The 18,606-nt window shown below is 69.9% G+C and carries 16 protein-coding genes; 4 read left to right on the top strand and 12 right to left on the bottom strand.

Annotated features, from left to right (window positions below):
* Window positions 1-106 precede the first annotated feature (106 nt).
* Window positions 107-1,261: a glycerate kinase gene (locus ACT1U9_RS03625; protein WP_444536903.1), complete on the top strand. Its 1,155-nt coding sequence runs from the start codon at window positions 107-109 to the stop codon at window positions 1,259-1,261.
* Window positions 1,262-1,463: 202 nt separating this feature from the next.
* On the opposite strand, the gene pssA is transcribed toward ACT1U9_RS03625, so the two are convergent.
* The 9 genes from pssA to ACT1U9_RS03580 all read right to left on the bottom strand — a co-directional run bounded on the left by pssA (window position 1,464) and on the right by ACT1U9_RS03580 (window position 12,315).
* Window positions 1,464-2,318: a CDP-diacylglycerol--serine O-phosphatidyltransferase gene (gene pssA / locus ACT1U9_RS03620; protein WP_188272371.1), complete on the bottom strand. Its 855-nt coding sequence runs from the start codon at window positions 2,316-2,318 to the stop codon at window positions 1,464-1,466.
* Window positions 2,305-2,961, bottom strand: coding sequence for a phosphatidylserine decarboxylase (locus ACT1U9_RS03615; protein WP_188272372.1), 657 nt, complete (start codon window positions 2,959-2,961; stop codon window positions 2,305-2,307). Before ACT1U9_RS03615 ends, pssA begins: the two co-directional genes overlap by 14 nt.
* A gap of 173 nt (window positions 2,962-3,134) precedes the next feature.
* Window positions 3,135-4,340 carry an acyl-CoA dehydrogenase family protein gene (locus tag ACT1U9_RS03610; RefSeq protein ID WP_067166208.1) on the bottom strand — a complete coding sequence of 402 codons (1,206 nt, stop codon included), beginning with the start codon at window positions 4,338-4,340 and terminating at the stop codon, window positions 3,135-3,137.
* A 2-nt stretch (window positions 4,341-4,342) separates the two neighbouring features.
* On the bottom strand, window positions 4,343-4,855 hold the full coding sequence (locus tag ACT1U9_RS03605) for a MaoC family dehydratase (protein WP_344081576.1): 513 nt from the start codon (window positions 4,853-4,855) through the stop codon (window positions 4,343-4,345).
* A 4-nt stretch (window positions 4,856-4,859) separates the two neighbouring features.
* Complete coding sequence (locus ACT1U9_RS03600) at window positions 4,860-5,825, bottom strand: HpcH/HpaI aldolase/citrate lyase family protein (RefSeq protein WP_444536902.1); 966 nt, start codon at window positions 5,823-5,825, stop codon at window positions 4,860-4,862.
* Window positions 5,822-7,834 carry a protein meaA gene (locus ACT1U9_RS03595; RefSeq protein ID WP_444536901.1) on the bottom strand — a complete coding sequence of 671 codons (2,013 nt, stop codon included), beginning with the start codon at window positions 7,832-7,834 and terminating at the stop codon, window positions 5,822-5,824. The genes ACT1U9_RS03600 and ACT1U9_RS03595 overlap by 4 nt, the downstream gene beginning before the upstream one ends.
* A 14-nt stretch (window positions 7,835-7,848) precedes the next feature.
* The gene (gene ccrA / locus ACT1U9_RS03590) at window positions 7,849-9,186 is read right to left on the bottom strand and encodes a crotonyl-CoA carboxylase/reductase (protein ID WP_444536900.1); all 1,338 of its coding nucleotides are present in this window, start codon (window positions 9,184-9,186) and stop codon (window positions 7,849-7,851) included.
* A gap of 413 nt (window positions 9,187-9,599) precedes the next feature.
* Window positions 9,600-10,418: a TetR family transcriptional regulator gene (locus ACT1U9_RS03585; protein ID WP_444536899.1), complete on the bottom strand. Its 819-nt coding sequence runs from the start codon at window positions 10,416-10,418 to the stop codon at window positions 9,600-9,602.
* Between the two features lie 115 nt (window positions 10,419-10,533).
* A complete protein-coding gene (locus ACT1U9_RS03580; protein WP_444536898.1) occupies window positions 10,534-12,315 on the bottom strand; it encodes a 3-hydroxyacyl-CoA dehydrogenase family protein in 1,782 nt (593 codons plus the stop codon).
* A gap of 358 nt (window positions 12,316-12,673) precedes the next feature.
* Here ACT1U9_RS03580 and ACT1U9_RS03575 point away from each other — a divergent pair, with 358 nt between their 5' ends.
* On the top strand, window positions 12,674-13,249 hold the full coding sequence (locus tag ACT1U9_RS03575; RefSeq protein WP_444536897.1) for an adenylosuccinate lyase: 576 nt from the start codon (window positions 12,674-12,676) through the stop codon (window positions 13,247-13,249).
* Here ACT1U9_RS03575 and ACT1U9_RS03570 read toward each other — a convergent pair.
* From ACT1U9_RS03570 to ACT1U9_RS03560, 3 genes are read right to left on the bottom strand one after another with little or no spacing between them, the layout of a single operon-like run.
* Window positions 13,198-13,770 (bottom strand): GNAT family N-acetyltransferase, encoded by a 573-nt coding sequence (locus ACT1U9_RS03570; RefSeq protein ID WP_444536896.1) that lies wholly within the window; start codon window positions 13,768-13,770, stop codon window positions 13,198-13,200. The genes ACT1U9_RS03575 and ACT1U9_RS03570 overlap by 52 nt on opposite strands.
* On the bottom strand, window positions 13,767-14,168 hold the full coding sequence (locus ACT1U9_RS03565) for a RidA family protein (protein ID WP_444536895.1): 402 nt from the start codon (window positions 14,166-14,168) through the stop codon (window positions 13,767-13,769). The genes ACT1U9_RS03570 and ACT1U9_RS03565 overlap by 4 nt, the downstream gene beginning before the upstream one ends.
* Window positions 14,169-14,215: 47 nt before the next feature.
* Window positions 14,216-15,256, bottom strand: coding sequence for an Rv2578c family radical SAM protein (locus ACT1U9_RS03560; protein ID WP_444536894.1), 1,041 nt, complete (start codon window positions 15,254-15,256; stop codon window positions 14,216-14,218).
* 174 nt (window positions 15,257-15,430) lie between these two features.
* Here ACT1U9_RS03560 and ACT1U9_RS03555 point away from each other — a divergent pair, with 174 nt between their 5' ends.
* On the top strand, window positions 15,431-15,874 hold the full coding sequence (locus ACT1U9_RS03555) for an SRPBCC family protein (protein ID WP_444536893.1): 444 nt from the start codon (window positions 15,431-15,433) through the stop codon (window positions 15,872-15,874).
* Between the two features lie 331 nt (window positions 15,875-16,205).
* Window positions 16,206-18,554 (top strand): MFS transporter, encoded by a 2,349-nt coding sequence (locus ACT1U9_RS03550; RefSeq protein ID WP_444538998.1) that lies wholly within the window; start codon window positions 16,206-16,208, stop codon window positions 18,552-18,554.
* The last annotated feature ends 52 nt before the right edge of the window (window positions 18,555-18,606 follow it).

The following is an 18,606-nucleotide window of genomic DNA, read 5'->3' as shown; positions in this document are numbered from 1 at the left end:
GGGTGGCACGCCGTCCCGCCGTGCATGACGCCTATGGGCAGGGCCGCGGCGGGCGGATAGGGTCGCAGTGGCGCGACTGCCTGTTCGAAAGCAAGGGATTAGCAAGGTGACGGACGGAGCAGTTTTCGAAACCGCCCGCGTGCTTGTCGCGGCGGACAAGTTCAAGGGCTCGCTCACGGCCGTACAGGTCGCGGAGCGGGTGACGGCCGGGCTCCGGCGCGTCCTGCCCGGTCTGCCGGTGGAGACCCTGCCGGTCGCCGACGGCGGCGACGGCACGGTCGCGGCGGCGATCGCGGCCGGCTTCGAACGCCGGGAGGCCCGGGTCACCGGTCCGCTCGGCACCCAGGTGACCGCGGCCTTCGCGGTACGGGACGGGGTGGCCGTGGTGGAGATGGCGGAGGCGTCCGGCCTCCAGCACCTCCCGAGCGGCGTCTTCGCCCCGCTCACCGCCACCACGTACGGCTCGGGCGAGCTGCTGCTCGCCGCGCTCGACGCGGGCGCGCGCACCATCGTGTTCGGCGTCGGCGGCAGCGCCACGACGGACGGCGGCGCGGGCATGCTGGCGGCGCTGGGCGCCCGGTTCCTGGACGCGGCGGGCGCCCCGGTGGCCCCGGGCGGCGGCCCCCTGGCGTCCCTGGCGACGGCGGACCTCTCCGCTCTCGACCCCCGCTTCGCCTCGGTCGACCTGGTGCTCGCCAGCGACGTGGACAACCCGCTGACGGGCCCGAAGGGCGCCCCGGCGGTGTACGGCCCGCAGAAGGGCGCGAACCCGGAGGACGTGGCGGCCCTGGACGCGGCGCTGGCCCACTTCGCCAAGGTCCTGGAGGCGTCCGTGGGCGCCCGTGCGGCCGAGGCGGCCCTCGCCCCGGGGGCGGGCGCGGCGGGCGGCATCGGGTACGGGGCCCTTGTCGCCCTGGGCGCGAGGTTCCGGCCCGGCATCGAGGTCATGCTCGACGTCCTGGGCTTCGCCCCGGCGCTGGCCCGGGCCACCCTGGTGATCACGGGTGAGGGCTCGCTCGACGAGCAGACCCTGCACGGCAAGGCCCCGGCGGGCGTGGCGGCGGCGGCGCGCTCTGCGGGCATCGAGGTCGTAGCGGTCTGCGGCCGCCTCGCGCTGCCCCCCGAGGCCCTGGGCAAGGCGGGCATCCGCCGCGCCTACGCCCTCACGGACCTGGAGCCCGACCCGGCCCGCTGCATGGCGGAAGCGGGTCCCCTGCTGGAGCGCAGCGCAGAACAGATCGCCAGGGACTTCCTGGCCTGACCTTTTCGTCTGCGGGTCCGCTGTGGGCCGCTCGCGCCCCTTATGGGCCCGGAGGGCCCTCCTAGGGGCGCGGGGAACTGCGCGACCAGCCACGCACGATCCGCAGACGAACTCATCGCACCCCGCCCAGCGCAGCAAGAAGGCCCCGGACCAAAAAACGGTCCGGGGCCTTCGTATGCAGACGCAGGCACAGCGCGCAGCGCTAAGGCAACTGCGTAGCCCGAGCCTCGCGGCGGTTGTCGCGGATCGAGTTCACCCGGCGAGCCGTGGCGAACAGAGGAATCACCGCGCCGAGCACGACCTGGAGCACGCACCCGGTCTGGAGCAGCAGCTGACCGCCCGGCGCGTCGAACGCCCACGCCGCCAGCATCCCCATCGCGCCCACGATCCAGCTGAGCATCGCCACCGCGAGGATCCCGCGCGGCTTGGGGTACTCGACCCGGCTGACCATCAGCCACGCCACCCCTATGACGGCGAGCAGCGTCGGCACGAACGGCATCTCAAGCAGCACGATCGAGACAACGGTGAGCGCGCCGAAGGGGCTCGGCATGCCCTGGAACATGCCGTCCTTCATCGTCACGCAGGAGAACCGCGCGAGTCTGAGCACGACCGCCAGCAGCACCGTGATCGCCGCCACCGCCGCGACCCGCTGGTGCGCGTCGTCGGCGACCATGCCGTACACGAGGACGAAGTACGCCGGGGCGAGCCCGAAGCTGATCAGGTCCGAGAGGTTGTCCAGCTCGGCGCCCATCGGCGAGCTCCGCAGCTTCCGCGCGACCAGGCCGTCGCAGAGGTCGAAGATCGCCGCGAGCAGCATCAGGATCACAGCGGTCGCGGCGGAGTGCCGCGCCATGCCCGTCTCCTGGCTGCCCGAGAGGTGCGGGATGAGGATTCCGGTGGTGGTGAAGTACACCGCCATGAATCCGCAGGTCGCGTTGCCGAGCGTCAGGGTGTCCGCTATCGACAGGCGCAGGGAGAGGGGCATCTCCTCCGCGTCGTCCTCCGCGTCCGCCCCGGGGACCCAGCCGGTCTGGGTGTCCGGATCAATCACGGTCAATTCGAGTCACCCCCGCAGTGGTCGCCTGGCCCACCTCGACCGCGACCTCGACCCCCTCCGGGAGGTAGATGTCGACCCGGGAGCCGAACCGGATGAGACCGATCCGCTCGCCCTGCTCCACCTTGGTGCCCTGCGGGATGTAGGGGACGATCCGCCGCGCCACCGCACCCGCGATCTGCACCATCTCGATGTCGCCGAGCTCGGTGTCGAAGTGCCAGACAACGCGCTCGTTGTTCTCGCTCTCCTTGTTGAACGCCGGGACGAAACCGCCGGGGACGTGCTCCACGGAAGTCACCGTGCCCGCCAGGGGCGCGCGGTTGACGTGGACGTTCAGCGGGCTCATGAAGATCGCGACGCGGGTGCGCCCGTCCTTCCACGGCATGATGCTCTGCACCACACCGTCGGCCGGGGAGATCACGCGGCCGGGCGCGATCTCGCGCTCGGGGTCGCGGAAGAACCACAGCATGCCCGCCGCCAGGGCGGTGGTGGGCACGGCGACGATCGCGGCGGCCTTGGAACGGCGCGCGCGGACGAGGCTCACTGCTGCGGTGGCGACGGTCGGCAGAAGCCACGGCGATGCTCCGCGAGCAAGACGTCCCGAGAGGAAACCGTCGCGAGGTGCAGAGGTTTGGCTGTGGGGCATGGATGACCTTCGTAGCGGATGATGCCGCGCTGGCAATGGGGGACGGCGGCTGGTTTACCAGCGATGCTATCGGTTGCGAGCCGCAACTGGGAAAGCCAGAAGCCGAGTCGGCGGCCGGAAGGAGATGACAGGGTGTGATCCCCTTCGCGGCCAAACCGACCGAAAAGCGACAATCAACCCTGGAATCGGTACTCTTCGAGAAGCCGACGCCCAATGATCATTTTCTGGATTTCGGCGGTACCTTCACCGATGAGCAGCATCGGCGCCTCGCGGTACAGGCGCTCGATCTCGTACTCCTTCGAGAAGCCGTAGCCACCGTGGATACGGAAGGCATCCTCCACGACCTCCTTGCAGTATTCGGAGGCGAGGTACTTCGCCATCCCTGCCTCAAGGTCGTTTCGTTCCCCGGAGTCCTTTTTGCGTGCTGCGTTGACCATCATGGCATGAGCGGCCTCGACCTTGGTAGCCATCTCGGCCAGCTTGAACTGAATCGCCTGGTGCTGGGCGATCGCCTTGCCGAAAGTGTGACGTTGCTGGGCATACGAGACACCCAGCTCAAATGCACGCTGGGCGACGCCGCAACCACGCGCCGCGACGTTGACGCGGCCGACCTCGACGCCGTCCATCATTTGGTAAAACCCTCGGCCGGTGACCCCGCCGAGCACCCGATTGGCCGGAATGCGCAGTCCGTCCATGATGAGCTCGGTCGTGTCGACGCCCTTGTAGCCCATCTTGTCGATCTTCCCGGGGATGGTCAGACCGGGCCGGACCTCGCCGAAGCCGGGCTCCTTCTCCACCAGGAAGGTCGTCATCGACTTGTGGGGCGCGGTGCCCTCAGGGTGTCCTTCGTCACTCCGGCACAGAACGGCCACGAGCGATGACGTTCCGCCATTGGTCAGCCACATCTTCTGACCGTTCAGGACGTACTCGTCGCCGTCCTTGACGCCCTTGGACGTGATGGCCGACACATCGGAGCCGAGCGCCGGCTCCGACATCGAGAACGCGCCGCGCACCTCGCCGAGCGCCATCCGGGGCAGGAAGGTGTCCTTCTGCTCCTGGGTGCCGTGCTGCTTGAGCATGTACGCCACGATGAAGTGCGTGTTGATGATGCCGGAGACCGACATCCAGCCACGCGCTATCTCCTCGACGCACAGCGCGTACGTGAGCAGCGACTCACCGAGACCGCCGTACTCCTCGGGGATCATCAGCCCGAACAGGCCGAGCTCCTTGAGGCCCTCGACGATCTGCGTCGGGTACTCGTCCTTGTGCTCCAGCTGGGTCGCGACCGGGATGATCTCCTTGTCGACGAAGTCCCGGACGGTGGCCAGGATTTCCTGCTGGACGTCGGTCAGACCGGCGGTCTGCGCGAGACGGGCCATGGCTACTTCTCCTGCGACTTGAGCTGGGGGCGCCCGGGCTGCTCGCCGCCGCGCTCCTTGATGTAGGTCTCGGTCGGGACCATCACCTTGCGGCGGAACACGCAGACCAGCGTGCCGTCCTGCTTGTAGCCCTTGGTCTCGACGTAGACGATGCCGCGGTCGGACTTGGACTTCGACGGGGTCTTGTCGAGGACCGTCGTCTCGCCGTAGATCGTGTCGCCGTGGAAGGTCGGCGCCACGTGCCTGAGCGACTCGATCTCCAGGTTGGCGATCGCCTTCCCGGACACGTCCGGGACGCTCATGCCGAGCAGCAGCGAGTAGATGTAGTTGCCCACCACGACGTTCTTGCCGAAGTCCGTGGTGTTCTCGGCGTAGTTGACGTCCATGTGGAGCGGGTGGTGGTTCATGGTGAGCAGACAGAACAGGTGGTCGTCGTACTCGGTGACCGTCTTTCCGGGCCAGTGCTTGTACACGTCCCCGACGGTGAACTCTTCGTAGGTGCGGCCGAACTGCATGGTCTTACGCCTCCGGGATCTCGAACTTCGACGTGCGCTGCATACCGGCCGCCCGGCCCTTGCCCGAGATGACCAGCGCCATCTTGCGGCTGGCCTCGTCGATCATCTCGTCGCCGAGCATCGCCGAGCCCTTCTTGCCGCCGGCCTCGGAGGTGAAGTACTCGTACGCGTCGAGGATCAGCTCGGCGTGGTCGTAGTCCTCCTGGGAGGGCGAGAAGACCTCGTTGGCCGCCTCGACCTGGCCGGGGTGCAGCACCCACTTGCCGTCGAAGCCGAGGGCGGCGGCGCGCTGCGCGACCGCCTTGTAGCCGTCGATGTTCTTGATCTGGAGGTAGGGGCCGTCGATCGCCTGGAGGTTGTTGGCGCGGGCGGCCATCAGGATCTTCATCAGGATGAAGTGGTACGCGTCCGCCGGGTAGCCGGGCGGCTGCTCGCCCACGACCAGGGACTTCATGTTGATGGAGGCCATGAAGTCGGCCGGGCCGAAGATGATCGTCTCCACCCGCGGGGAGGCCTGCGCGATGGCGTTGACGTTGTTGAGGCCCTGGGCGTTCTCGATCTGCGCCTCGATGCCGATCCTGCCGACCTCGAAGCCCATCGTCTTCTCGATCTGGGTGAGCAGCAGGTCGAGCGCGACGATCTGCTCGGCGCTCTGGACCTTCGGCAGCATGATGCAGTCGAGGTTGGGGCCCGCGCCCTCGACGACGGTGACGACATCGCGGTACGTCCACTCGGTCGTCCAGTCGTTGACCCGCACGACCCGGGTCTTGCCGGTCCAGTCGCCCTCGTTGAGGAACTTCACGATGGTGTGCCGGGCCTCCGGCTTGGCGAGCGGCGCACAGGCGTCCTCCAGGTCCAGGAAGACCTGGTCGGCGGGGAGGCCCTGCGCCTTCTCCAGGAAGCGCGGGTTCGAGCCCGGAACGGCCAGGCACGAGCGGCGCGGCCGGAGACGGTTGACAGAGCTGGTCATGCGGAGACCTCCAGAGGGTCGAGCTTGTTCGCTTTCCGGATCTCGTCGACGATACGTCCGATGATCTCCGTGATACCGAAGTCTTTAGGGGTGAATACGGCGGCGACACCCGCCCGGCACAGCTCCTCGGCGTCCGCGGGCGGGATGATCCCGCCGACGATCACCGGGATGTCGGGTGCGCCGGCCTCGCGCAGCCGGGTGAGGACGTCCGGCACCAGCTCGGCGTGCGAGCCGGACAGGATCGACAGACCCACGCAGTGCACGTCCTCGGCGAGCGCCGCGTTGACGATCTGCTCGGGGGTCAGCCGGATCCCCTGGTAGACCACCTCGAAACCGGCGTCACGCGCGCGTACCGCGATCTGCTCGGCGCCGTTGGAGTGGCCGTCCAGGCCCGGCTTGCCCACGAGCAGCCGCAGCCGTCCGGCGCCCAGCTCGTCGGCCGTACGGGTCACCTTCTCGCGGACGAGCGCCAGCGGCGTGCCCGCCTCGGCGGGGACGGCGACCGGGGCGGACGACACACCGGTGGGAGCGCGGAACTCGCCGAACACATCGCGCAGCGCCCAGGACCACTCGCCCGTGGTGACGCCCGCGCGGACGCACTCCAGGGTCGCGGCCATCAGGTTCTCGGTCCCGGCCGCCGCCTTCTTCAGCGCGGCCAGCGCCTCGGACGCCCGGGTCTCGTCCCGGTTGTCGCGCCACTCGTGCAGTTTGGCGACGACCCGGGCCTCGTTGGCGGGGTCGACCGTCATGATCGCGGTGTCCAGGTCCGAGGTGAGCGGGCTGGGCTCGGTCGACTCGTAGCAGTTGACGCCGACGATCTTCTCTTCGCCGCCCTCGATACGGGCCCGGCGCTCGGCGTGCGAGGAGACGAGCTGCGACTTCAGGTAGCCCGACTCGACGGCCGCCATCGCGCCGCCCATCTGCTGGATCCGGTCGATCTCGGCCAGGCACTCCTCGACCAGCGAGTCGACCTTGGCCTCGATGACGTGCGACCCGGCGAAGATGTCCTCGTACTCCAGGAGATCGCTCTCGTGGGCGAGGACCTGCTGGATGCGCAGCGACCACTGCTGGTCCCAGGGGCGGGGCAGGCCGAGGGCCTCGTTCCAGGCGGGCAGCTGCACGGCACGCGCGCGTGCGTCCTTGGAGAGGGTCACGGCCAGCATTTCGAGGACGATCCGCTGGACGTTGTTCTCCGGCTGCGCCTCGGTCAGGCCGAGGGAGTTGACCTGGACGCCGTAGCGGAAGCGGCGCTGCTTGGCGTTCTCGATGCCGTACCGCTCGCGCGTCACCTGGTCCCAGATGCGGCCGAACGCCCGCATCTTGCACATCTCCTCGACGAACCGCACACCCGCGTTCACGAAGAACGAGATCCGCGCGACCACTTCGCCCTTGCGCTCGTCCGGGATCTGCCCGGACGCGAACACCGCGTCGAGGACGGCGATCGCGGTGGACATCGCGTACGAGATCTCCTGGACCGGGGTGGCCCCGGCCTCCTGGAGGTGGTAGCTGCAGATGTTGATGGGGTTCCACTTGGGGATGTTGTTCACCGTGTAGGTGATCATGTCGGTGGTCAGCCGCAGCGACGGACCGGGCGGGAAGACATGCGTCCCGCGCGACAGGTACTCCTTGACGATGTCGTTCTGCGTCGTCCCCTGGAGCAGGGTGATGTCCGCACCCTGCTCCTCGGCGACCACCTGATACATGGCGAGCAGCCACATCGCGGTCGCGTTGATCGTCATGGACGTGTTCATCTGCTCCAGCGGGATCTCCTGGAACAGCCGCCGCATGTCGCCCAGATGCGAGACCGGGACCCCGACCCGGCCCACCTCGCCGCGGGCGAGGATGTGGTCCGGGTCGTAGCCGGTCTGCGTCGGCAGGTCGAACGCGACCGAGAGGCCGGTCTGGCCCTTGGCCAGGTTGCGGCGGTAGAGCTCGTTGGACGCCTCGGCCGTGGAGTGGCCGGCGTACGTCCGCATGAGCCAGGGCCGGTCCTTGTGACGCTCAGTCATGTATCGCTCCGTGCTCAGATGTTGCGGAAGCGGTTGATGGCGTCGATGTGCTTCTCGCGCAGCTCGTGGTCGCGCACGCCCAGGCCCTCGCGGGGGGCGAGAGCGAGCACGCCGACCTTGCCCTGGTGCAGGTTGCGGTGCACGTCGTAGGCGGCCTGCCCGGTCTCCTCCAGGGAGTACACCTTGGAGAGCGTCGGGTGGATCTTGCCCTTGGCGACCAGCCGGTTGGCCTCCCACGCCTCGCGGTAGTTGGCGAAGTGCGAGCCCACGATCTTCTTCAGCGACATCCACAGGTAGCGGTTGTCGTACTCGTGGTTGTAGCCCGAGGTGGAGGCGCAGGTGACGATGGTGCCGCCCTTGCGGGTGACGTACACGGAGGCGCCGAAGGTCTCGCGGCCCGGGTGTTCGAAGACGATGTCCACGTCCTCGCCGCCGGTCAGCTCGCGGATGCGCTTGCCGAAGCGCTTCCACTCCCTGGGGTCCTGGGTGTGCTCGTCCTTCCAGAACTTGTAGCCCTCGGCGTTGCGGTCGATGATCGCCTCGGCGCCCATCGCGCGGCAGATGTCCGCCTTCTGGTCGCTGGAGACGACGCAGATCGGGTTGGCGCCGCCGGCGAGCGCGAACTGCGTTGCGTAGGAGCCGAGTCCGCCGCTGGCGCCCCAGATCAGCACGTTGTCGCCCTGCTTCATCCCGGCGCCGTTGCGCGAGACCAGCTGGCGGTACGCGGTGGAGTTGACCAGACCGGGCGCCGCCGCCTCCTCCCAGCTGAGGTGCTGGGGCTTGGGCATCAGCTGGTTGGACTTGACGAGCGCGATCTCGGCGAGGCCGCCGAAGTTGGTCTCGAAGCCCCAGATGCGCTGCTCGGGGTCGAGCATCGTGTCGTTGTGGCCGTCCGAGGACTCCAGCTCGACGGAGAGGCAGTGCGCGACGACCTCGTCGCCGGGCCGCCAGGCGTTGACGCCGGGGCCGGTGCGCAGCACGACGCCCGCGAGGTCGGAGCCGATGACGTGGTACGGCAGGTCATGGCGCTTGGTGAGCTCGCTGAGCTTTCCGTAGCGCTCCAGGAACCCGAAGGTGGACATCGGCTCGAAGATCGAGGTCCAGACCGAGTTGTAGTTGACCGAGGAGGCCATGACGGCCACCAGGGCCTCGCCGGGCCCGAGTTCGGGCACCGGCACCTCGTCGAGGTGCAGCGACTTGCGGGGGTCCTTGTCGCGGGTGGTGAGCCCGGCGAACATCTCCGTCTCGTCCTTGTGCACGGTGATCGCGCGGTACGAGTCGGGGAGCGGCAGGGCGGCGAAGTCGGCGGACGTACTGTCCGGCGACTGAATCGCGTCCAGGATTTCCTTCACGGTGATGCCTCCGGCGAAGCACGTTTTTTCGGGGGAACGCTGAGGGGACTGCTGCTGTGGAGGTGTGCCGTCGGTTCGGCGGTACTTCGGCGATACGGCGGCGCCTGGTGGGCGCGGGAGGGGTGCCTGTGACGCAGGCGTCCGGGCGCGCTCGCCATGGGCTTGCGGGGACAGCCGGCGTACGAAAGGTCTCTGCACGCCGGCCGCCCGGACAACATCAACGTATGGCACGCGGTGCCAGGGGGCAAGACACTGCGTGCCAACAATTTCTCTCAATTGCGTAATGACCTGCACGGATGAGCGATGATCGATCGATTCCGCTTCGATCCGGGCCGGCAACGGGCCGGAAAACACGAAAGCCGCCCTGGTGTGGGCGGCTTTCGGGTGTTCTGTCGGGTTCGGTGGTGCCGGGGTCAGCGCTGTTTGAGCGCCTTCTTGATCGACTGCATGATCTCGTCCAGCGGGGCGTCGGTACGGGCCACGGCCACCAGCACCTCGTCGCCGGTGGAGACGGACGCGGCGGCGGGCCTGGGCTTCGCCGTGCGGCCCGCTCCGATCCCGGTGCCGAAGGTGTCCCGGACGATCGCGAAGGCGTGGTCCAGCTGGGTCTCCACATCGCCCTGGCCGCCCGCCCGCAGCCAGCGCCGCAGCACATGGTTGTGCGCGGTGACGACGGCGGACGCGGCGACCTCCGCGAGCAGCGGGTCGTCGTTGCCGGCCTGGTGGTCGTGCTCGTCGAAGTGGCCCAGCAGATAGCGCGTGAACAGCCGCTCGTAGCGGGCCACCGAGGCGATCTCGGCCTCCCGCAGGGTGGGCACCTCACGGGTCAGCTTGTAGCGCGCGACCGAGACCGAGGGGGAGGCCGCGTACATCTTCATGACCTCCTTGATGCCCCGGCACACCGTGTCCAGCGGGTGTTCGTGCGGGGGAGCGGCGTTGAGCACCGCCTCGGCCCGTACGAGGGTGTCGTCGTGGTCGGGGAAGATCGCCTCTTCCTTGGAGCGGAAGTGGCGGAAGAAGGTGCGGCGGGCGACCCCGGCGCGGGCCGCGATCTCGTCGACCGTCGTGGCCTCGTACCCCTTGGCCGAGAACAGCTCCATTGCCGCGGCCGCCAGTTCGCGGCGCATTTTGAGCCGCTGGGCGGCCGCGCGGCTGCCGGCGGCACTTTCCGGGGCGTCGGGCGTGGCGGACGTGCGGGACGGCCGTTTCGATGAGGCAGCGGGCTGGGGCATGGACCGAACGTACTGCATATGTGCAGGAAGTCGCGCTCGCGGGGGCGGGCCGCCCGAGGGTTCGAGCAGCCCGCCCCAGCCCTCCCCCGGCCGGTGGTCGGGGGAAGCCCACGGCTCAGCGCCGGGCATACTCGCGGAATCCACGGCCCGTCTTGCGGCCCAGGCACCCGGCGGCGACCAGGTGCTCCAGGAGCGGCGCGGGCGCCAGGCCCGGGTCGCGGAACTCGGCGTGCAGGACCTTCTCGATGGCGAGCGAGACGTCCAGGCCGACCACGTCGAGGAGTTCGAACGGGCCCATCGGGTAGCCGCCGCCGAGCTTCATCGCCGCGTCGATGTCGTCGAGCGAGGCGTAGTGCTCCTGGACCATCTTGATCGCGTTGTTCAGGTACGGGAAGAGCAGCGCGTTGACGATGAACCCGGCGCGGTCGCCGCAGTCCACCGGGTGCTTGCGGACCTTGGTGGTGATCTCGCGGACGGTGGCGTGCACCTCGTCCGAGGTCAGGACCGTACGGACCACCTCGACCAGCTTCATCGCCGGGGCCGGGTTGAAGAAGTGCATCCCGATGACGTCCTGCGGGCGCGAGGTGGCGCGGGCGCAGGCGACGACCGGCAGCGAGGACGTGGTGGTGGCGAGCACCGCGCCCGGCTTGCAGATCTTGTCCAGGGACGCGAACAGCTGCGCCTTGACCTCCAGGTCCTCGGCGACCGCCTCCACGGCGAGGTCGACCTCGGCGAAGGATTCGAGGGCACCCGCGGGCGAGATCCGCGCCAGCGTCTCGTCGCGCGCCTCGGCGGTCATCCGCCCCTTGTCGACGGAGCGCGAAAGCGACTTGGCGATACGGGACTTGGCGGTCTCGGCCTTCTCCAGGCTGCGGGCGGCGAGCACCACGTCGTAACCGGCCTTGGCGAAGACCTCGGCGATCCCGGACGCCATGGTGCCGGAACCGGCCACGCCCACCGAGCGGACGGGGCGGCCGACGGTGGTGCCCTCGGCGGTGGAGCGCGTCTGCGCGTCCGCCACCACGACCGCGCTGCCCGGCGCCTCGTACGAGTAGAAGCCGCGGCCCGACTTGCGGCCGGTCAGACCGGCCTCGGCGAGCTGGCCGAGGATCGGCGCGGGGGCGTGCAGACGGTCGTGGGAGGCGGTGTACATCGCCTCCAGGACCGTGCGGGCGGTGTCGATGCCGATCAGGTCGAGCAGTTCGAGCGGGCCCATCGGAAGACCGCAGCCCAGCTTCATGGCGGCGTCGATGTCCTCGCGGGAGGCGTACTTCGCCTCGTACATCGCGGCGGCCTGGTTGAGGTAGCCGAAGAGCAGCCCGTCGGCGACGAAGCCCGGCCGGTCGCCGACCGCCACCGGCTCCTTGCCGAGTTCCAGGGCGAGCCGGGTGACCGCGTCCACGGCGGGCGGCGCGGTCAGCACCGAGGAGACCACCTCGACGAGCTTCATGGCCGGGGCCGGGTTGAAGAAGTGCAGCCCGAGGACGCGCTCGGGGTGCGAGGACTCGGCGGCGAGCCGGGTCACCGACAGGGCGTTGGTGCCGGTCGCCAGGATCGCGGTGGGCGCGACGATGGCGTCGAGGGCGGCGAACACCTGCTGCTTGAGCTCGTACGACTCCGGCACGACCTCGATGACCAGGTCGGCGTCGGCCGCCGCCTGGAGGTCGGTGAAGGTGCGGAACCGGGCGAGGACGTCACGCCGCTCCTCCTCGGTGATGCGCTCACGCGCCACGGCGCGGGCGGTGGACGCCTCCAGACAGGCCACGGCCTGCCGCGCGGCGGGCTCGCTGATGTCGATGCCGATGACCTCGCGGCCCGCGCGGGCCAGCACTTCGGCGATGCCGGTGCCCATGGTGCCGAGACCGACCACGGCGACGGTGTTCAGGGGGGTGTCCATCACGGGACTCCTGGGTGAGTGACGACTGAGGAGAGGGCGCACGCGGCCGGTGGATACGGCTGTCGCGAGGAAGACGTACGGGTGCGTCGGCGGGGTGCGGAGGTGCCGACGGGCGTACGGCGTGCGGGAGTTGTGTCGTGGTGCTGAGAGCCGACGGACCCTGTCCCGGGGTCACGTCGTGGAAACTGCCGAACCGACAACACTCGCGGCGGCTGCGTCACCAGGCCGCCGGAGTCAGCGGGGGGTACCCGCTCACTTGAGCTTAACTGGCTGGTAACGAGCACGCCAGCCCCCGGACAAGCGGAACCGATGTGATCTGGCTCGCCCTGTCCCCGCTCCGGCCCACTACCCTTCCCCCATGGACGAGGAGCTCCGGTCCCTTGCCGACCGGGTGCGGGACGAGGCCAGGGCGTCGCATGCGACGGCGGCGTACGAGCGACTGCTCTCGACCCGGGACCACGACGAACTGGCGGCCGTGCTCACCGAGCGCGAACGGCCGCTCTGGGCGCGGGAGATCGCCGCGTTCCGCCTCGGCTGCGCCGGGGACCGCCGCGCGTTCGAGTCGCTGGTGCTGCTGCTCAACCACCGCGACGCGGCACGCTGTGTGTCGGCCGCGTACGCCCTGGCCCGGCTGGGCGATCCCCGCACGGCCCGGGCGGCCGCGGCCCTCGCCACCAACGAGCTGCGCACCGCGTACGCCTTGCACCCGGTGCGCCTGCTGACCACCCTGCGCGCCCCCGAGGCCGTACCGGCGCTGATCACCACCCTGCGCCCGCTGCTCTCGCCCGACACCCCTTACTGGCGGGTGGCGCTCGCCTGTGTGGAGGGGCTGGGGGAACTGGGCGACAAACGAGCGGTGGAGGTCCTGGAGACGGCCCTGGCTCAACCCCGCCTGGCGTCGGCCGCCGCGGTGGCACTGAGGCGCATCGCATAACGCACCTCGGGCACGGCGACCCCGGCCACGTCGAAGTCCTCCTTGCCACCGTCGGGCGCGAACCCGGCCCGCTCGTAGAAACGCCGGGCCCGCTCGTTGCGCTCCAGCACCCACAACAGCAGTCCGGGCCGCCCGTCGGCGACCGCGCGAGCCGTGAGCTCACCCATCAGCACCCGCCCCGCACCCGTCGACCAGTGGCCGGGGTGCACATACAGCGCGTACACCTCGCCGTCGGCGCTCTGCCCGTCCTCGTCGTCCCGGTACGGCCCGTAGCACCCCCAGCCGATCACTTCGCCGCCGCGCTCCGCGACCATGTTGAGCACCGAGGTGTCGCCCCGCGCCAGATACTCCCGGCGCCAGGCCGCGTCCCGCTCCTCGCTGAGGCCGTCCAGGTACGTCTGCGGCATCAGCCCCCGGTAGGCGGTGCGCCAGCCGTTGATGCGTACGGTCGCGACCGCCGCGCAGTCCGCCGCGGTCATCTCCCGTACGCGTACGTCCAGGGTCAACGGGTCCAGGGTCAACGGTCGGACACCACGGCGTACGCCTCGATCTCCATCAGGAGGTCGGGGCGGAAGAGCGCCGCTACCTGGACCGCCGAACTGGCGGGCAGGCGGCCGCTGTTGATGTGGGCGTCGCGGGCCTCGCGTATCGCGGGCAGGTATGCGACGTCGGTGACGAAGACGGTGAGCTTGACGACGTCGTCGAAGGTCGCGCCCGCGGACTCCAGGCAGCGGCGCAGATTCTCGAAGATCTGCCGCGCCTGAGCCGCCGGGTCGCCCTCGCCGACCACGTTCCCCTTCTCGTCGAACGCGCACTGGCCGGATATCGCGATGAACCGGCCGGTGCCCCACACCACATGGCTGTAGTTGACACCGGGCGCGACGCCGTCCGGGGTGGCGATGTGCGTAAGCGAAGTCATGCGCCCATCCTGACCCATGCCACTGACAATCGGGCACCGGGTTTCGGTCAGAGCAGGGTGAGCTGGGTCGGACCGACCGGCTCCGCCTCCACCCGCTGCGGAATACGCCGGGCCGCACCCCGGTGCGCCGGGCCTATACCGAACTCCGCCGCCAGATCGTGCACTTGGCGGGTGATCCGGCGCTGGTACCACTTCGGCGCGTACGCCCCCTCCGCGTACAGCCGCTCGTAGCGCCGCACCAGATGTGGATGGTGCTCGCCGAGCCACTGCATGAACCACTCCCGCGCCCCCGGCCGCAGATGCAGCACGAGCGGGGTCACCGAGGTGGCGCCGGAGGAGGCGATCGCGCGGACCGTGGCGCGCAGCTGGTCGGGGTGGTCGCCGAGGAACGGGATCACCGGCGCCATCAGCACCCCGCAGTCGATGCCGTGCCCGGAGAGCGTGCGGACGACGTCGAGGCGGCGCTCGGGCGCGGGGGTGCCCGGCTCGACCGTGCGCCACAGCTCGTGGTCCACGAAGCCCACCGAGACCGAGATGCCGACATGGGTGACCTCGGCCGCCTGCCGCAGCAGTTCGAGATCGCGCAGGATCAGCGTGCCCTTGGTGAGGATCGAGAACGGGTTGGCGTGGTCGCGCAGGGCCTCGATGATCCCCGGCATCAGACGGTAGCGGCCCTCGGCCCGCTGATAGCAGTCGACATTGGTGCCCATCGCGATGTGCGCGCCCTGCCAGCGCGCCGACGACAGATGGCGGCGCAGCAGCTCGGGCGCGTTGACCTTCACCACGATCTGGGAGTCGAAGCCGAGCCCGGTGTCGAGGTCGAGATAGCTGTGCGTCTTGCGGGCGAAGCAGTACACGCACGCGTGCGTGCAGCCCCGGTACGGGTTGACCGTCCACTCGAACGGCATCCGGGACGCCCCGGGCACCCGGTTGACGATCGAACGCGCGCGTACCTCGTGGAAGGTGACCCCGCGGAACTCGGGGGTGTCAAACGTACGGGTGACCACCGCGTCCGCGTCGAACAGCGCGGCCGCGCGGCCCGCTCCCGGTGGCACCGGATCATTCTCGGCCAGATTGTCCCAGCGCATGAACGCCTCCTCGGGCCTCTTCCGTAACACTTCGTAGCACTGAGCTCAGAATAGAACACCTGTTCCCATGATTGCAGCAACCCCGATTTTGGGGCCCGCGCCCGAGGTGATTGGCTTTGACCACCCCGAATCCGGGCGCACCCCCCGGATGTCACGAGTGCTGGAGGAAGAGCCATGGCGCAGGTCGAGGCCACCACGGAGCGGATCATCGCGGCGAGCCCGGAGACGGTGTTCGACACCGTGGCCGATTACAAGGACAGCCGCCCCAAGCTCCTGTCCGAGCACTTCAGCGAGTACCAGGTGCGCGAGGGCGGCGACGGCGAGGGCACCCTCGTCCACTGGAAGCTCCAGGCCACCAGCAAGCGCGTGCGCGACTGCCTCCTGGAGGTCGCCGAGCCGACCGAGGGCCAGCTCGTCGAGAAGGACCGCAACTCGTCCATGGTCACCACCTGGACCGTCACCCCGGCCGGCGAGAACCGGTCCAAGGTCGTCGTGACCACGGTCTGGAACGGCGCGGGCGGCATCGGCGGCTTCTTCGAGAGGACCTTCGCCCCCAAGGGCCTCGCCCGCATCTACGACGAGGTGCTCGCCAAGCTCGCGGCCGAAGTCGAGAAGTAGCCCTCCAGGTCGAGGAGTTGCTCCCGCTCGAATCCGGACGACGTCACCGGTTCGAGTGGTTTTCGCGGCGGCCCGGTGGTGCGCCCGCGCACTCCGGGCTGCGTGAAAGACCCTGATGAGACGGTCGACAGGCCCCTGTTCAGGGCGAGTTGTGCGCCCGCGCCCACTCCTTTCCGCGTTTGCTCCCCATTAGCGCCCAATGCGCAGTATGTACGCCGCGCACCGAACCGGCGGCGCGACGAGGGGAGCAGACGTGGGCGGGATCACTCTGGTCAAGGACCGGGCGCGGGGCGGGTCTTCGGGGGAGCGTCGGCGGGCCGGGGAGCCCGTTCTGGACCTCGCCGAGGCGGCAGCGCCACATGAGTACGTCACCGGGGCGCCGGTCGCGCTGAGCCCGCGCCGGGTGCGGCTGGTCTTCCTCGGGCTGATGCTCACCCTGCTGCTCGCGGCGCTCGACCAGATGATCGTGGCGACCGCGCTGCCGAAGATCGTGGGCGATCTGCACGGCCTGGACAAGGTCTCCTGGGCCGTTACCGCGTACCTGCTCGCCTCCACCATCGGGCTGCCCATCTACGGCAAGCTCGGCGACCTCTTCGGCCGCAAGCCCGTCTTCCAGTTCGCGATCGTCGTCTTCGTCATCGGCTCGGCGCTGGCCGGCTGGTCCCGGAACATGGACGAGCTGATCGCCTTCCGCGCGGTCCAGGGCGTCGGCGGCGGCGGGCTCATGATCGGCGTGCAGGCGATCATCGCGGACATCGTGCCGCCCCGCGAGCGCGGCCGCTTCATGGGGCTCATCGGCGCCGTCTTCGGCCTCGCCTCGGTGGCCGGACCCCTGCTCGGCGGCTTCTTCACCGACCACACCTCATGGCGCTGGTGCTTCTACATCAACGTCCCGTTCGGCCTGGTCACCCTCGCCGTCATCGCGGTCGTCCTGAAACTGCCCAGGCCCGCCGCCCGCCCGCGCCTCGACGTCCTCGGCGCACTGCTCCTGGTCGCCGCGTCGACGTGCGTGGTGCTGCTGACCAGTTGGGGCGGTACGGAGTACGCCTGGGGCTCGCGCACCATCCTGGGGCTCGCGGCAGGCGCCCTCGGCACGACCCTGCTGTTCGTCGTCGTCGAGAACTACGCGCGCGAACCGGTCATCCCGCTGCGGCTGTTCCGCGACTCGATCTTCACCATCTCGGGCCTGGTCGGCGCCGTCATCGGCGTCGCGCTCTTCGGCGCCGCCAGCTATCTGCCGACGTTCCTGCAGATGGTCGACGGGGCCAGCGCCACCGAGTCCGGGCTGCTGGTGCTGCCCATGATGGGCGGCATCGTCGGCGCCTCGATCGTCTCCGGGCAGCTCATCAGCCGCACCGGCCACTACAAGATCTACCCCGTGCTCGGCAGCGCGGTCTCGGCCGTCGGCATGTGGCTGCTGTCCCGGCTGAAGACCGACACCCCCCGGCTCGACTACAGCATCTGGATGGCCGTACTCGGCATCGGCATCGGCCTGGTGATGCCGGTCCTCATCCTCGCCGTGCAGAACGCCGTGGACCCCGCCGACCTCGGCACCGCCACCAGCGCCAACAACTACTTCCGGCAGATCGGCGGCAGCGTCGGCGCCGCGGTCTTCGGCACGCTGTTCACCAACCGCCTCGCCCACTCCCTCACCGAGCAGTTCCCCGCGGGTGCGCGTCTGCCCGACCCCGAGTCGATCACCCCGCAGCTGGTGCACGCCATGCCGCCCGCGCTGCGCGACGGCTATGTCCGGGCGTACGCGGAGGCGATGCCGCGGATCTTCCTGTATCTGGTGCCGGTGCTCGTGCTCGGCCTCCTGCTCGCCTTCTTCCTCAAGGAGAAACCGCTGGTGTCCCAGAACGCCCCCACCATCGAAACGCCACCCGTACCCCACGCGCGCGTCCCCAACTCCCCCTATTCGAGCGGAGTTCCGGTCTGCGGAACGGTTCAGCACCCCGACGGCTCCATCGTGCCGCGCGCCGCCCTCACCCTCCTCGACGTACGAGGGCAGCAGGTCGGGCGCGGGGCCAGCGGCGAGGACGGGCGGTACGCCCTGAGCGTGCCCGGCTCCGGCAGTTACGTCCTGATCGCGGCCGCCGGAGGGCATCAGCCGCAGGCCGTCTCGGTCACCGTCGGCGAGCGGCCGGTCGACCTCGACGTGGTGCTCGGCGGCGCGGGCCGCCTCGCGGGCTCCGTGGTCACCGCCGACGGCACCCCCGTCCGGGACGCCGCCGTCACCCTCACCGACGTACGCGGCGAGGTCGTCGCCACCACCCGCAGCGGACGCGAAGGCACCTATGTGATCAGCGAGTTGGTGGCGGGGGAGTACACCCTCGCCGCCAGCGCCCCCGCCTTCCGGCCCGCGGCCCTGCCGGTGAGCGTGCAGGCCGCGCGCGAGACCCGGCAGGACATCGAGCTCGCCGGGGGCGCGGTGCTGCGCGGCACCGTGCGGGCCAGCGGCGGGCGTCCCGTGGAGGACGCGCGCGTGACGCTGCTCGACGCCGCGGGCAACGTGGTGGACACGCTCACCACCGGACCCGACGGCACCTTCCGGTTCGTCGACCTGTCGTCCGGCGAGTACACGGTGATCGCGGCCGGGTATCCGCCGGTGGCCACGGTGCTGCAGGTCGCGGGCGGTGGCCGCACCGAGCGCGATCTCCAGCTGGGCCACGAGGACTGACTATTTTTCAGCAGCTCGCGCGGGGCGCGCGGGCGTGCACCCGATTCCGGCG

The organism is Streptomyces sp. BR1 (assembly GCF_052373795.1).
Lineage (GTDB): Bacteria > Actinomycetota > Actinomycetes > Streptomycetales > Streptomycetaceae > Streptomyces.
The sequence above is the reverse complement of the archived record's forward strand: the minus strand, read 5'-3'. Positions and strand labels throughout refer to the sequence as shown.